This window comes from Bifidobacterium sp. UTCIF-1 (genome assembly GCF_006408915.1).
Classification (GTDB): Bacteria; Actinomycetota; Actinomycetes; order Actinomycetales; family Bifidobacteriaceae; genus Bifidobacterium; species Bifidobacterium reuteri.
The window spans coordinates 64,508-78,760 of sequence record NZ_JFAG01000005.1 but is presented as its reverse complement, the minus strand read 5'-3'; the positions used below and the strand labels follow the sequence as shown (position 1 = coordinate 78,760).

Genomic DNA, 14,253 nt, shown 5'->3' with positions numbered 1-14,253 from the left:
TGCCGGCAATCAGCGAATTTGCAACGCTTGCTGGAGGTATACCGTTGAACGGTCAACTTCCCGCTGGAGTCGTGGTTTCACCGCGTCATAGTCAATGACGTCATTTTGCCACGGGTGTCCTTGGATGAGTTGTTGTGATTCCAAACCGCATACATGCAATAGCGAGCTCATACGGTCATCCATATTGACCTTGCCGTTATGCATGCCACGTACCACATGGAACTGCTTCTCAAAGAGAATCGAGAATGCGGTGCCATGGAACGATGCGGTCAGCACATGATCAGCATGCTTAATCAAGCTCAGATAGTGATTGGGAGCGGCAGCTTCCAGCAAGTGGAAGCCATACTTCTTCAGGCCAAATGACTTGTTTCCAGTGAACATCACATATACTGGCAAACCCTTGCTCGCTGCATATTCCTGCACAGCGCGAGCTGCACTGTCATTGCGTTCGATGGAATCAATGGCGTAGTAGAAGATATATGGCTCATTCACCAAACGTGGAGCAGTGATGTCGTCATAATCATGCTGCTTCAACAACAACGTGGGATCAATCACCTGAGTTACCGGCTGATCGATAACATCATTCAAATAATCTTGAGCTGAACGTTCTCGCACGGAAATCGCACGATAGTCAGCCAATAATGCTCGATATTTTACCGCGAGCTGTTTATCGCCGCGCTTATCGAGAATATGGCCACCCATGCTGGATGCATATGAGACCTTAGGCTTGTTGTGCACGAAGTTCAGGAAATAAGCGTCACTGTAATCCCATGCATCCATGTTCCAAATCTGGTCACTACCGCTTACGAAAATGTCGTATTCATGTTCCAGACCACGCATCTGGGAAGGATCGCTATACGAATGGGGAGTCAGCGACAACGCACTATGAATAAGATGTTCAAAATCATCATGTCGCTGCTGAATCAATCGATGGTGCAGCAAAGCATAAGCATTCTTGACGATATCCTTAGGACCGCGAATCGGCTTATATACCGCATAGATATACTGCTGAAGAGGTGTGGAAAAGTCAATGACATCGCACTGTACACCCAGCTGACGAATCTTTTTTTGTGTGGCATATGCCTGCAAAAATGATCCATTATTATGAGCGGCATGGTAGGTGATTAAACCAACTGATGTCATACGTAATCTCCATCTCTTCCAAATTGCTTTTATGATACAGACTTAATGTTGAATAAATGTGTTGAGCAAACGAACATAGGCCGTATAGTAGGCATCCTCGGAAAAAAGTTCGGCATGCTTTCGAGCAAATGCAGACATCGCCTCGCAACGCTGAGGATCCTTCTGTAACACAGTGATAGCAACGGCCAAATCATGTACTAACTGTGGTCCCTTATCGACCAATATCGAACACTCCGGTGCCAAATACTCTGGCATACCACCCGATCGTGTTGCGATAATAGGCAATCCCGCCGCCATACCTTCAATGCAAATATTGCCGGCTCCTTCTTCCCATAAAGAGGGGATAACTTGAACATCCGACGCATTATAGTAACGCCATACATCAGCATTGGGAACATACCCGGTAAAACAGATTCGATCTCCAGCGGACTGAGCAATATCCTTGATTTCCTGCTCATACCGTTTCGCGTCGGTATCATGTGCATAGCCAACAACCAAAAGTTTGATATTCGGATCTTTTATTGAAACTACTGCTTCGACAAGCTCCTTTACACCCTTGCCGGAAAACAGGCGGCCACAATACATCACTACAAAGTCATTATCGCTAAAACCATACTGTGCGCGTAATTGCGCTCTCTCACCAATGGTGAGTGTTTGCTTGAAAGCTGCAGTATTTATACCATTATGCAAGACATGAAGATGCTGATTATGATCAGTGCACCACTTCGACCATTGTTGCGCTACATATTCACTGATGGCCAAAACATCATTGAACGTAGCACTGGGGGTTCGTCTCACCGGAGTGGCATGCACGTGGTACCACAATTTACCGTGGAATACACGATTATAAGCAGCAAAGCCATAGCTTTCCCCACCCTCAAAGATAACCGCATCATAGTGGTTGCCACGTATGGCCTTGAGTACCTTGCGATAATACAAGGAAGACATAATATGCGATTTCGGGAAGACACGTTTCCAAACGGCTTGCCAGTAATGATAAATGGTGTCAGGAATTCTTGCAGACTGCTTAATAAACAGAAATCGAGTATTCCGGTAACGAGCAGCCTGCTGTTGTGCTTCAGAATCGGCTACTGATGTGACGGTTAAATCGAGTTGATGCTTCTTTTCGTTGCATGTCACCAATGACATAATGAGTGTTTCGATAGCACCACCTCGAGTCGCAGGCACGGGTAATTCTCCCGGACTGACGACGCATACGCGTAATAACGACATTCTTAAGATTCCTTTCGAACAATCCACGTATTCACAAATTGCAATAGCGCATCAAACCATCGGCCACGGTGACGATTCACGGTAACTTTGAAGAGCTGTATACGTAATTGATCTAATATCGAGCAGCCAACGAATGCCAAACAAGCTACACCGATAATCTGGATAAACGCGAATGGCGAGTGCATGATCGCCGGAAAATCCACCCATGGATTATGCCAAATCCATTGACGCATCACTGGATATTCGGATATCAGGTACACTCCAAATGTCGAGGCTGCAATTGCGTTAATTATTGCGCTGTGAAAACTCCGCATTGCAAACAATACAAATAGTGCAAATCCCACCATAAGTACCGGCAAACGGAATTCTACCGAGCTCAAATAAACTTGCAGCTTTTCCACCTTGCCCGTGATCTGATAGACCAAGCTGCCAGCGACTGCGCCAATTGCAATGAGCGCATAACCACCAATGAGCAAACCCCATGCCTGTTTTGCGCTCAAGGACTGCATATACCATCGATAGTATGCAATCAGCGTGTAGATATATACAAAGCTGAATACGTCACCACCGGGAAGTCCCACACCAGATAATGGCATCACTAAATCAAGCACGGTCCAAAGCACAATCATGACGATGCACAATGCGCCATGCGCACCCTTATCGAGAGCTCGCATTCCCTGCATTAGGAATGGAAAAACAAGGAGAAACACCGCATATGCCGTGGGGTACCACCACAGTGCAGTTATCGTGGGGAACAGTGATTGGACAATAAGCGTCAAACTCAGCTGGGCACGATTAGTGAGCGCGGTAACCACGAACAGCGCTAAGCTCCAAAACAGCATTTCCTGTTCGAGCAACCATGCACGGCGTAATCCCGCACGGATTCCTCCTTTTTCCGTAAGGAACCATGCAGAAATAGCAAAAAAGGCCACTACACCAATTTTGCCGCCTGAATACAGAAACGTCTCTACCAGAATCTTGTTGATGCCTAATGGCTGTGTCAGCACATGTACATCTGAGAACATCACGCAATGGCTCGTCACAATCATGAGCATCGCTAAAATGCGCAGTAATTCTATGCTGGAGTTGCGTATTGCCTGTGTTCCGATGTCTGCCTTCGAAGCCATCTGAGTAGACATGAATTCCTACTTTCGTAGAGACGCGAATAGCGTCTTCCACTGATTCATGATGCTTGCAAGATTAAAACGATCAGCATCTTGCACAGTGGCTTTACTCATACGGACACGATAATTTTGCGAGGAAATCAGCTTATCCACCGCATGTGCAAGGGCCGGTACATCTTCGTTATCCACCAATAGACCGTTGACGCCATCCGTTACGATTTCAGCAGGCCCAGTTAAGCAATCAAAACTCACAATCGGTAACTGATAAGCTTTTGCTTCTAACAACACCATCGGCAAGCCTTCAAAGCGAGAGCTCAATACGAAGAACGCCGCTTTTCGGTAATACTCACCCATGTCCGGCACACGACCCTTGAGAATAAGCCGATTCTCTAAACCGGAAGCAGCAATTTTCTCCTCAAGCATGGCTCGATCTTCACCTTCGCCAAGAATCAGCCATTGCCAGTCGGGGTGCTGAGGCAATACTCGTGCAGCTGCGTCCACCAACAAATCAAAACCTTTTTGATAGGTCAGGCGGCCCGAACTAATAATGACCTTGGAATCCGCATCATATGTAGGCGCAGGATCAGGTTGAATCATGGGGTTAGGAATAGCGCCAATGGGGCAGTGTACTTTGAGATGGCTCTTGTACAGTCCTTTATCTGCCTTGGTAAGCGTCACAATGGCATCAGCTTTACGCGCCGCCCACCTGCGGGTGAGCTTACGGTATGGTACTAGTGGGTTCTGCAGATAGTTAAAGTGCTCCCAGCTGATCACCTTGACATCAGTTGAATGTTTCAGAGGCAAAGCATACATATCCAAAATGCCATCAATATCAACAAGAATGTCAACATGCTGGCCGGCAACATAATGACTGAGACGTTTAACCGTGTCAAAATAATGCTGAATACCATGTGTTACCTGGGGATACAGCGCGTGACGATCGATACTCCCGTCAATGGCAAAGAACGGATTCTGATGTTCTTCGAACAGACTCACGAATGACACTCGATACCCGGAATCTTGCACCAGCTGATTGGCAATCATGATGGATACGTTTTCAGTGCCACCGGAACGGGTGATATCTCCAGAGAAGAATGCAATATGGAGCTGCTCAAGTTCCTGGCTCATGCAAACTCCTTCACAGGCTTGCCCTGCAGCAAACGTTCTTCACGAGTAAGCGGTACACGCTGCAATGGATTCACAATCAGAATCAGCAGCAGCGGGAATGTCGCTGATTCGTGACGAGTCCAAGATCCGAAATCCGGTTCAAAAAGCGCAGACGCCAGAACATATCCGATGAATACACAGATTGCAATAAACAATTTGGCATCTTTGACCTGGTTGATTTGACGCAACAGGTTCACCAGATACGCCGTAACCATCATCTGGAACACGAAGAACGGCAGGTAAGCGGCTCCACGCATTACCAACTCCACAGGTACCAACATACGCACTAGATTAATTACATAGTTGACCATGAAGATAGGCAGACTCTCACCAGGTATTTTATTCTGGATCGCGGTTGCCATATTACCGCCATTATCATCACCGAACGCATCCGAATATCCTGAACGCAGCTGCATAATCTGCTGATATTCATCTGGCATTATCTTGCTGGAGACCACCATGACTGCCGTAATAATCACAAAAAGCAGCAAACTGATCATTACTAGCGAAGCAAATCCTATCCGACTACGGGAGCGGAACAATAAGAGAATCGCATACACTGCTATAGCCAATGCAGCGATAAGAATATAATATGCGCGGAAGAATGTACTTTCGAAATACAATACAGTTGCACAGCCAAAAACTTTTATCAAAGAATTCTGAATTGGTAGCATCAAAATCACATATACCACGAAGAAGAATCCGAATTGGATGATATCCTTGCCAATATTAAAAACATAAATATTAAGCAAGCCAACCGTAGCAAGGATGAACACAGATTGCAGTAAATCAGGTGCATCAGCACCGGCAATCATGATGAACACCAGAATGGAAAACAGCAATCCCAGAAAAATGGTCCACTCGCTTAATTTAGTGAAACCAAGCACATTGATATTCTTGAAGAAGTCGGTAGCCACTTGGTAAGAACCAGCCCATGCTTTACTTCCGGCAGTGCCATTCACCATACTAAGAATTCGATTGTTATCGAAGAAATATTTAGCCGGCAGTATATTAATCACCATATACTTAGCGACCAGCATCACCGGGAAGACCAGCAGAAGAAGCAAATTGCGGTTATAGTAACCTAATTCCTCAAGATGAATCTTACGTTCTTCCTGAATCAGATCATTATTGTCCGGTAACATGCCTGGACGATCAGCATTATTGGCCGGCTCATCCCTTCTCACAGAAGCTTTGTGCTCTCCGTGTCTCATCAATGTTCCTCTCTCAAGCCTTATAACTACCGTGTGCCTTGTTTACGTTCCGCACAAGCGAGCGCATCAAGATAAAAGTTCTGCAGCCATTCGGCGTTCTGCACAATGTCATAGCCGGCTTCAATCACCGCCTGAGCTCCCTGTGCGCGATCATAGCCGTAATCATTGTCGTACTGGCTCAAAATCCGTTTCGCCCACTCTTCAGGAGAAGCCTCAAGCGGCACGACTTGTACATGGCCGGTCACATTGCACTGCGGCGGCACACGATCGGAAATAGTGCAGGGGAGCCCTGCGGACTGCGCCTCAATCATCGTCATCGGAAAGCCCTCGAACAATGAGGGCAGCACGAACGCGTCCATGCCTTGCATCAGTCGGTTCACATCCGTGCGTACGCCGGTGAAGACCACGGCATCATCTAAGCCTAGGCCATGCACCTTGGCTTTAACCTGGTTCTTCAGCGCATCATCCAATTCACCGCCGCCAACAAGCCAAAGCTGGCTGTTCGGGCGCTGGTGGTGCACAGCAGCGAAGATGTCAACCAGCTGCATGTGGTTTTTCTGCGGGAAGAAGCGGCCCACATGCCCAAGCACGAAACAGTCTTCAGACACATTGAACTCAGCGCGCACTGCCTTGGCGGTCTCAGCATAATAACGGTAAAGCGCGGTATCTACTGCATTACGTTCCTGAATCACACGGTTGCGGTTCTTCTCACCGAACAGCCAATCACCAGCCTCCTTACCACAGGCGAAATAATGCGTGGCATACGGAGGAAGGCGAAAACGGAAGTATTCACGCACGATCGATTTCAGATCAAAGCCCACGGGGCGGTTATGCGCATGGGCGATGCGGACCGGCACACCCATTTCCTTTGCGATACGCAATGCGAAATAGCTGCGCTCTTCAAGGTTGGAGTGAATGATGCGATATTGCGGGTGAGCCATCAGGAATCCACGGAATTGACGCTTATATTTGGCGAAATTCTGCGGATACAGCGGACACATGCGATACACCTTGCCGCCCAGCTGTGCTATCTCATCCTCATAAGCGGCTTTGTAATCTCGATTGACGAGGAAGTCATACTGCACTTTGCTGCGGTCCATATGGCGCATATAGTTCATGGTCATGGTCTCGGCACCGCCGCGATCCATCACCGTATCCAGCACCAAGACATGCACTGGTTCATTCATCGTCTAATCCCCTCCATGGCAAGTTCCACATGCTGCCGCGCAATCACATTGGACGGAATATCCTGCGCAACCACACAACCAGCTCCTACCACCACATTATCGCCGATGGTCACACCTTTAAGAATGGTCACATTCGATCCAATCCAGCAATGTTTACCAATGGTCACCGGAGCCTCGGTGTAGCCCTGACCCTTGATGGGAACCGACGGATCGGCAAATCGGTGATTGTGATCGTAAATACGTACGTTTTCACCAAAAATCGTGCCGTCGCCGACAGTGATGCCGACACGGGCATGTAGAGCGCAGAAGTCATTGAAGAACACATCATCGCCAAGCATAACCTTGGCGCCATTCTCAACAGTCATCTGGAATGCGCGACGCATATGAAATCGTTTACCGTACTGGAAACCACTGCCAAAAACCACACGGTAGAACCACTTCAGAATAAGACCGGTCAACCGATACCATGCTTTGATCAGAACCATGGGCCAATTCCCTCTCATCATCAATCACTACTGATACTTACGCACATACCACTGCGTGATTCGATCCAGCATCTCTTGTTCAGTAAACCGATCCGTATATGTTTGCCGTACCTGCGCTGCATGCGGAGATGCGGCGAGCAACTGGCTCACCACTCTGGTTCCGCCATCGACATCGCCAACTTCAAATAGTTCACCATTTACGCCCGGAATCACCACTTCATCATTACCCGTGGTACGGGTTGCAGCAATCGGCACGCCTGCCTGCAATGCTTCAATCAGGGAATATGGCATTCCTTCATACAGCGAGGCAAGCAGATACACATTGAAAGCAGTAACGAGCTGGCAGGCATCATCGCGGTAGCCCAGCACATGAATGTTGTTTTCAAGATGATGCTGCTTGATAAACGCTATGACTTGGTCATGCAAATCGCCATCGCCAATATAGACAAAATGTATTTCCAGACGATTGGCAAGAATACGCTCGGCAATGCGCATAAATGTCATCGGGTCCTTACGCGCATCCAGCCACGCGGCACAACCGACAATGAGAGCATCTTCCGGAACAACACCATCAAGTCCAAGCTCAGTCCGAGCCTCAGAACGTGAACGCAATGGCAAATCCGGCACACCGTTATAAATAACATTGAATTTCGCCGGCCGATCAATATGATGTTTCAGCGCGTTACGATACTCCCCGTTGCTCACATTAAAGGTGCATGTAGTCGCACACCTACTCGCCCATCGCTCAGCCATAGTAAAGAGTTCTTTCTTGGCCACGGAAAACTCAGGAGAATCGAATGCGTAAGCATGCGGCGTATAAAACACTTTATGTACGCCACAAATTTTCGCAGCCACACGACCGATGATGCCGGCCTTAGAACTATGACAGTGAACAATATCTGGCTTGATGTGGCGAATAATCTCAGTGGTTTTGTGAATCGCCGCGATGTCTTTCTTCAGGTTCAAGGCGCGGCCAAGCTCCGGCATATAGATGAGATGCACCTTCTGCTGAGCTTTGAGTTCATTCATGCAGGAAGCAAAAACATGGTCATAGCGAGGACCGTAAATCAGATACAGCTCAAATTGATTTGAATCAAGCCCATCAATGAGCTGAAGCACGTGCTTACGTACGCCTCCACCCATGGTCTCCACTACATACAGCACAATAATCTTCTCATGATTCATATCATTTTCCCCCTACACAGAGGGGGAGCTTCTGCCCCCCCCCCCTGAGGCCACAGAGGTTAGGAGGTCACGCCTCCACAGAAGTTGAAGCAGACCTACGTGCTGCTACTGCAGCTGACCCAGAGTACTTAGCTCCCTGTGCAGTCTTGTGAGTCTTGCGCTTGCCGTTTTTCGCATCGGTTTCAGACTGCTCGTAGTAATAATAGTTGCCCTTGCGGCTGCGCTCATGGGCCACGCGGTTGAAGACCACGCCACCAATCTTGATGCGTGCAACCTTGACTTCATGCACTGCCTCACGAAGGGCCTTACGCTGGCCAACATTCTGGCTGACCACCAACAACAACGTGCCGCCTTCACGAGCAAACACAGAAGCATCATTAGAAACCTGAATAGGAGCAGTATCCACAATCACGCGATCGTAATGCTTGGTGGCCTGTTCAATCATGTTCTTCATGATTTCAGAGCCAAGAATCACATTGGAAGCAGTGGACTCATCTTCGACAGGAAGTACTTGCAGCTGGGACTTCCAATATGGCTGAATAGCAGTACTTGCGCTTACTTCCCTGGTCAGCATCTTGATAAGACCCACACCATTGCTCAAACCAAGCGCTTTGGCCACAGAAGGATGCCGAGCATCAGCATCGATTAGCAGAACGCTCTCGCCCTTCTCAGCGAACGCAGCAGCCAAGTTAGTAGAAACAGTGGTCTTGCCTTCTCTGGGACCAGAAGAAGTAACAATCAGCAGATTGGCATTGTCGGATACGTTGGAAGACATCACAAATGTAAGATTCGTAGCCAGACGTCGGAATGCCTCCGCAGCATGGCCACGTGGTTTCACAATGATAGCCGGAGTATGGCCTGCCACTGTAGGACTACGTGGAATAGAAGCAAGAATCGGTGCTTCGATGATCTGCTGAATTTCAGCACGATCGTGAATCTTGTTATCGAATAGGTCACGCACCATGGCACCTAGCACAGCGATGATAATGCCTGCAACTGCACCAATCGCAATATTGGCTCCAACATTCGGGGAAAAGGGCTGCGTAGGCTTTACCGGCTTCTGCATTACATCCAACTGAAGTAATGCAGAAGCACTGCTCTTGACCTGCTTGTTAAGCTGCTTAGTGACCTCATCCAAAATAGAAACAGTGTCATCAGCATTGCCATAGCTAACCGACACGGTCATGAACGGACCACCATCTTCCGCAGTCTCTGCAGAAACATGATTACGTAAATCGGAAACGGTAGTATGCAATCCGAGGTTATCGATCACTGGCTCCAGAACGGCATCGGACTGTGCCAGCTGAGCAAAACTGCTCAATGAAGCAGCCGCAGAAGACGCGGCGCTTGAACTACCTGTGGTCGTCTGTGAACTACCAGTGGTATCTACCTTCACCATCAATTGTGAGCTTGCCGAATACACCGGAGCAGCAGTCAGCGTATAAGCAACCGTAATGCCTACGGTAATTACAAATAAAATGAGTTCCAACAGCCAATGGCGTTTAATGGCCCGTAGCAAATCAGCGACGGTCATAATCTCTCTCTTTCATGCCTCGTCATAACCAACAAACAGCAAGCTATACACATGGATGTAAATATGCATGCCCACTCTTAGTAACAGAATACTACTGCGCTTGTCTAAATAACTAAGGACACTGGCCTTCATAAGAAACCTCATGAAGGCCAGAAATCCGTATTGTCTTTTATTAAACCGTTAAAATACCGTTGGAATCAGTTCTTGAAGCTGTGGATCGGAGCGGGGATGCGGCCGCCGCGCGTAACGAACGCCTCGCACGAAGTCTGGTTCACCGGCATGATGGGCGCGTATCCCATCAGGCCGCCGAAGTTCGCCATCTCGCCCACGCCCTTGCCAACCACCGGAATCACGCGCACGGCGGTGGTCTTCTGGTTGACCATACCGATGGCGGCCTCGTCGGCGATCAGACCAGAGATGGTGGCGGCGGACGTATCGCCGGGGATGGCGATCATGTCGAGGCCCACCGAGCATACGCAGGTCATGGCTTCGAGCTTTTCGATGGTCAGGCAACCGGACGCCGCCGAATCGATCATGTTCTTGTCTTCGGATACCGGGATGAACGCACCGGACAGGCCGCCCACATAGCTGGACGCCATGATGCCGCCCTTCTTCACCTGGTCGTTGAGCATGGCGAGCGCCGCGGTGGTGCCGGGAGCACCCACCTGCTCGAGTCCGATCTTCTCCAGCACTTCACCCACGGAATCGCCCACGGCCGGGGTCGGGGCCAGCGAAAGGTCGATGATGCCGAACGGTACGCCGAGCCTGCGCGAAGCCTCCTGGGCCACGAGCTGGCCCACACGAGTGATCTTGAACGCCGTACGCTTGATGGTTTCGCACAGGAACTCGAAATCCTTGCCTTTGGCCGCATCCAATGCGCGGGAGACGACACCCGGACCGGAAACGCCCACGTTGATCACGGCATCGCCTTCAGTAACGCCGTGGAAACCGCCCGCCATGAATGGATTGTCGTCCGGAACATTGCAGAAGGCCACGAATTTCACGCAACCGTAGGAATCGTTGTCTGCGGTGCGATCGGCGATGTCTTTGATGATATGGCCGAGCAACTCCACCGCATTCATGTCGATACCGGTTTTCGTGGAGCCAACGTTTACCGACGAGCAGACGATGTCCGTTTCGGAAAGCGCCTGCGGCAATGATTTGATTAACAGTTCTTCGGCCGGGGTCATGGCTTTGGAGACCAATGCCGAATAACCGCCGATCAGATCGACGCCGACTTCCTTGGCTGCCTTATCCAACGCGTGCGCGATTTGCACAAAATCTTCCGAAGTCTTGCAGCAGCTGGCGCCCACCAGAGAAATAGGAGTCACGGTGATGCGCTTGTTGACAATCGGGATGCCATAATCGCTTTCGATGGCTTGGCCTGTGGAGACCAGGTCTTTGGCATACGTGGTGATTTTACGGTAGATATTGTCGCAGGTTTGCTCAACGGAATCCGTCGCGCAGTCGAGCAACGAAATACCCATCGTGATGGTGCGAACGTCGAGCTTTTCCTGCTCGATCATCTGATTGGTCTCGTGGACCTCCATGATATTCAGCATGGTATTTCCTTAAGTCCTTTTCTTTTGAGGCCCGGCTCAGATGCGGTGCATCTTGGTAAAGATCTCCTCGCGCTGGCAGCGGATGCGCACGCCAATCTCCTCGCCGAGCTTGTCGAGATCGTCCACAATCTCGCCGAATTCCTTGCCGGCGTTGGAATAATCCACGATCATCATCATGTTGAAGAAACCGTCGATGATGGTCTGGGAAATGTCAAGCACGTTGACCTGATGTTCGGAAAGGTATGTGCAGACGCGTGCGATGATGCCAACAGTATCCTGGCCGACGACGGTGATGATTGCCTTGTTCATGGCGCTCCCTAAACGTGAGGTGTGAATATCCAGTTCTTGGCGAATTGCCGGACGTGCCCTCAAGTATAGGGAAGACACGTGCCAAAACACGTGCCTTTCGTCTATTTTGCCTTACATACTGAGATGACTGCCGGTTACCACCTGCCGCTGCAGCAGCTGTATGTCACCGCCAGATGCTGTCAAGCACACGCACATCCACGCAATCGACCTTGCCGTCAGCAACAAAACGGAACTCGCCATCGCCGTCCGCACCTTGGAACAGCATACTGCCGGCCGCTTCGCCATTGTTAAGGAAGACTTCCACCACATTACGGTCGAAGAAGATTTCGACGCGACGCACATCGGCGATGCCGCTATCGAAATCGATGTCGTCCACGACTGTTCCCTTCGTGACCAGTCGGGTCACGCCGTCGCGACGCTGCAGCTGCAATTCCATCGAATTACCATTGGCGGGATTGGTACCGGTCGCGATGAGCATTGTGAAATCGTCATCGTCAGCCAGATGCATGTCCGTGTAATACGCGTTGTTCGGCACAATAAAGAAGGTCCCGTTTTCGCCTGCATGCGCTTCCAAACGATCGCCTAGCAGCTGCTCGTACGCTTCCTTGACAGGACGGCTGGTCAAGCGGCCGTCACGCACGTGCAGTTCACGTGGCAGCGACATCATGCCGTTAGCGATGCACGGCTTTTCCACACGCATCGCGGGAAAGTCGGTATACCAGCCGAACACGATACGACGCCCGTCGTCGGCAGCAAAGCTTTGTGTCGCGTAGTAGCCGGTACCGAAATCGCACCAATCGCTGTTCCCTACCTGCAAACGTGGGCCATCGGCGGTGTCCTTGAGATCACCAACATACCAACGCACCTGCTGGAAACGACCTTGCTTGTCACGGTAGTGCATCAGAGCTCCGATGGCGACCGTCTTGCCGTCGAGCTGGAACAGGTCAGGACATTCGTAGGTACGTGACAGCTGGTGGCCGAAGTCGGCGAGCACCGGTCCTTCATACTGCCACGTCACGTTGCGCTTGAGCGGTTTCTTCGCGGAGAAGAGCGCCATGGCAGGCACCGTATCCATATTGGGCTTGTCGGTGCCGGGCATGCCTTGCGGACCGCACGTAAACCAGCCGTCTGTACCCTGTACGCTGATGCCAGGCGCCGCGGAGGACACAGCATCAGTATCGAATTCGGCGACCGGCAGATTCGTGGCGGTCACCATGTAAGCGCGTTCCGGATTGATCGCCTCGCCGGACATGCCGGTTTCCACCTTCGGATCACGGAAATCGAAGCCAAAACCATCGTTAACGCGCAACGCGACTGGAGATTCGACACTCACATGCACACCATCCTCACACAAGCAGGTGGTCTGGTATTCAGTAACAGACGATTCGTCTCCGCGAGTCTCCAGGTGCCGGGTTAGATACAGGCGAATAGCGGCCGCATCATCACCCTTGCAGGGATTGTCACACGCATCCACCGTCACCGCGGATCCGGAGAACGCGCCGCCAACGATGCGTTCGTCGATATGCAGCTCCGGCTGCGGTTCGAGGAAGATTGGCAGATGCGTCCAATGCACCAGATCGCGGCTCACTGCATGGCCCCAGTGCATATTGTCCCAGCCAAAACCGTACGGATTGAATTGGTAGAACAGATGGTAGCGTCCTTGGAAACGACACAGGCCGTTAGGATCATTCATCCAGCGAGCGAATGGCTCGAAATGCGCCGCAGGGCGAGCGAAACGATCATAGATCTGCTCCAGCGTCGGCTGCGTATCCCATTCATTGTCATATGGATTCATGCTGATGAAACGCACGCCTTCATCAAGAAGATTCTCGCACTCGGACAAGTAGGCGAACCGCACGGTCAGTTGGCGCGCTCTCACCGTGAGACACACGTTTGTCGGCACCGGAATCAAGAAACGGTGGCGACGCTCGGCCACCGGCATGGCATGGCTGGCGATTTGATGGCCGTCCCCGTCTGTAATGGTGACGGCAGCGTCATCACCGCATCTTTCGGCGAACAATTCCAGCAAACGGTAGCCGCCGGTCTCGATGGCAACGGAATAGTTGTCAGGCATAATAATCTCCTCCACAGCGCCACATGATCAGATATC

General features: G+C 50.4%; 12 protein-coding genes. All 12 read right to left on the bottom strand.

Features of this window, described 5'->3' with window-relative positions:
* Positions 1-9 precede the first annotated feature (9 nt).
* The gene (locus BW09_RS03595; protein WP_140462621.1) at positions 10-1,143 is read right to left on the bottom strand and encodes a polysaccharide pyruvyl transferase family protein; all 1,134 of its coding nucleotides are present in this window, start codon (positions 1,141-1,143) and stop codon (positions 10-12) included.
* 42 nt (positions 1,144-1,185) lie between these two features.
* Entirely contained in the window at positions 1,186-2,376 is a 1,191-nt protein-coding gene (locus BW09_RS03590; RefSeq protein WP_140462620.1) for a glycosyltransferase family 4 protein, read from the bottom strand.
* A gap of 2 nt (positions 2,377-2,378) precedes the next feature.
* A complete protein-coding gene (locus BW09_RS03585; protein ID WP_140462619.1) occupies positions 2,379-3,515 on the bottom strand; it encodes an acyltransferase in 1,137 nt (378 codons plus the stop codon).
* 6 nt (positions 3,516-3,521) lie between these two features.
* Positions 3,522-4,628, bottom strand: a complete 1,107-nt coding sequence (locus BW09_RS03580) for a glycosyltransferase family 4 protein (RefSeq protein ID WP_140462618.1) — start codon at positions 4,626-4,628, stop codon at positions 3,522-3,524.
* Positions 4,625-5,881, bottom strand: a complete 1,257-nt coding sequence (locus BW09_RS03575) for a cell envelope integrity protein CreD (protein WP_258184974.1) — start codon at positions 5,879-5,881, stop codon at positions 4,625-4,627. The genes BW09_RS03580 and BW09_RS03575 overlap by 4 nt, the downstream gene beginning before the upstream one ends.
* Positions 5,882-5,907: 26 nt before the next feature.
* A complete protein-coding gene (locus tag BW09_RS03570) occupies positions 5,908-7,068 on the bottom strand; it encodes a glycosyltransferase family 1 protein (RefSeq protein WP_140462617.1) in 1,161 nt (386 codons plus the stop codon).
* Positions 7,065-7,553 (bottom strand): acyltransferase, encoded by a 489-nt coding sequence (locus BW09_RS03565; RefSeq protein ID WP_140462616.1) that lies wholly within the window; start codon positions 7,551-7,553, stop codon positions 7,065-7,067. Before BW09_RS03565 ends, BW09_RS03570 begins: the two co-directional genes overlap by 4 nt.
* Before the next feature lie 27 nt (positions 7,554-7,580).
* Positions 7,581-8,738, bottom strand: coding sequence for a glycosyltransferase (locus tag BW09_RS03560; RefSeq protein ID WP_258184973.1), 1,158 nt, complete (start codon positions 8,736-8,738; stop codon positions 7,581-7,583).
* Positions 8,739-8,805: 67 nt separating this feature from the next.
* Positions 8,806-10,272, bottom strand: a complete 1,467-nt coding sequence (locus BW09_RS03555) for a polysaccharide biosynthesis tyrosine autokinase (protein ID WP_140462615.1) — start codon at positions 10,270-10,272, stop codon at positions 8,806-8,808.
* 197 nt (positions 10,273-10,469) lie between these two features.
* Positions 10,470-11,834: a PFL family protein gene (locus BW09_RS03550; protein WP_140462614.1), complete on the bottom strand. Its 1,365-nt coding sequence runs from the start codon at positions 11,832-11,834 to the stop codon at positions 10,470-10,472.
* 36 nt (positions 11,835-11,870) lie between these two features.
* A complete protein-coding gene (locus BW09_RS03545) occupies positions 11,871-12,143 on the bottom strand; it encodes an ACT domain-containing protein (protein WP_007055170.1) in 273 nt (90 codons plus the stop codon).
* A gap of 163 nt (positions 12,144-12,306) precedes the next feature.
* On the bottom strand, positions 12,307-14,217 hold the full coding sequence (locus tag BW09_RS03540) for a glycoside hydrolase family 32 protein (RefSeq protein ID WP_101026367.1): 1,911 nt from the start codon (positions 14,215-14,217) through the stop codon (positions 12,307-12,309).
* Positions 14,218-14,253: the final 36 nt, after the last annotated feature.

Coding starts and splice junctions, on each gene's coding strand:
- BW09_RS03560 (WP_258184973.1), bottom strand. CDS start 8,738: ATGAATCATGAGAAGATTATTGTGCTGTATGTAGTGGAGACCATGGGT.
- BW09_RS03545 (WP_007055170.1), bottom strand. CDS start 12,143: ATGAACAAGGCAATCATCACCGTCGTCGGCCAGGATACTGTTGGCATC.
- BW09_RS03595 (WP_140462621.1), bottom strand. CDS start 1,143: ATGACATCAGTTGGTTTAATCACCTACCATGCCGCTCATAATAATGGA.
- BW09_RS03585 (WP_140462619.1), bottom strand. CDS start 3,515: ATGTCTACTCAGATGGCTTCGAAGGCAGACATCGGAACACAGGCAATA.
- BW09_RS03590 (WP_140462620.1), bottom strand. CDS start 2,376: ATGTCGTTATTACGCGTATGCGTCGTCAGTCCGGGAGAATTACCCGTG.
- BW09_RS03565 (WP_140462616.1), bottom strand. CDS start 7,553: ATGGTTCTGATCAAAGCATGGTATCGGTTGACCGGTCTTATTCTGAAG.
- BW09_RS03550 (WP_140462614.1), bottom strand. CDS start 11,834: ATGCTGAATATCATGGAGGTCCACGAGACCAATCAGATGATCGAGCAG.
- BW09_RS03555 (WP_140462615.1), bottom strand. CDS start 10,272: ATGACCGTCGCTGATTTGCTACGGGCCATTAAACGCCATTGGCTGTTG.
- BW09_RS03540 (WP_101026367.1), bottom strand. CDS start 14,217: ATGCCTGACAACTATTCCGTTGCCATCGAGACCGGCGGCTACCGTTTG.
- BW09_RS03570 (WP_140462617.1), bottom strand. CDS start 7,068: ATGAATGAACCAGTGCATGTCTTGGTGCTGGATACGGTGATGGATCGC.
- BW09_RS03580 (WP_140462618.1), bottom strand. CDS start 4,628: ATGAGCCAGGAACTTGAGCAGCTCCATATTGCATTCTTCTCTGGAGAT.
- BW09_RS03575 (WP_258184974.1), bottom strand. CDS start 5,881: ATGAGACACGGAGAGCACAAAGCTTCTGTGAGAAGGGATGAGCCGGCC.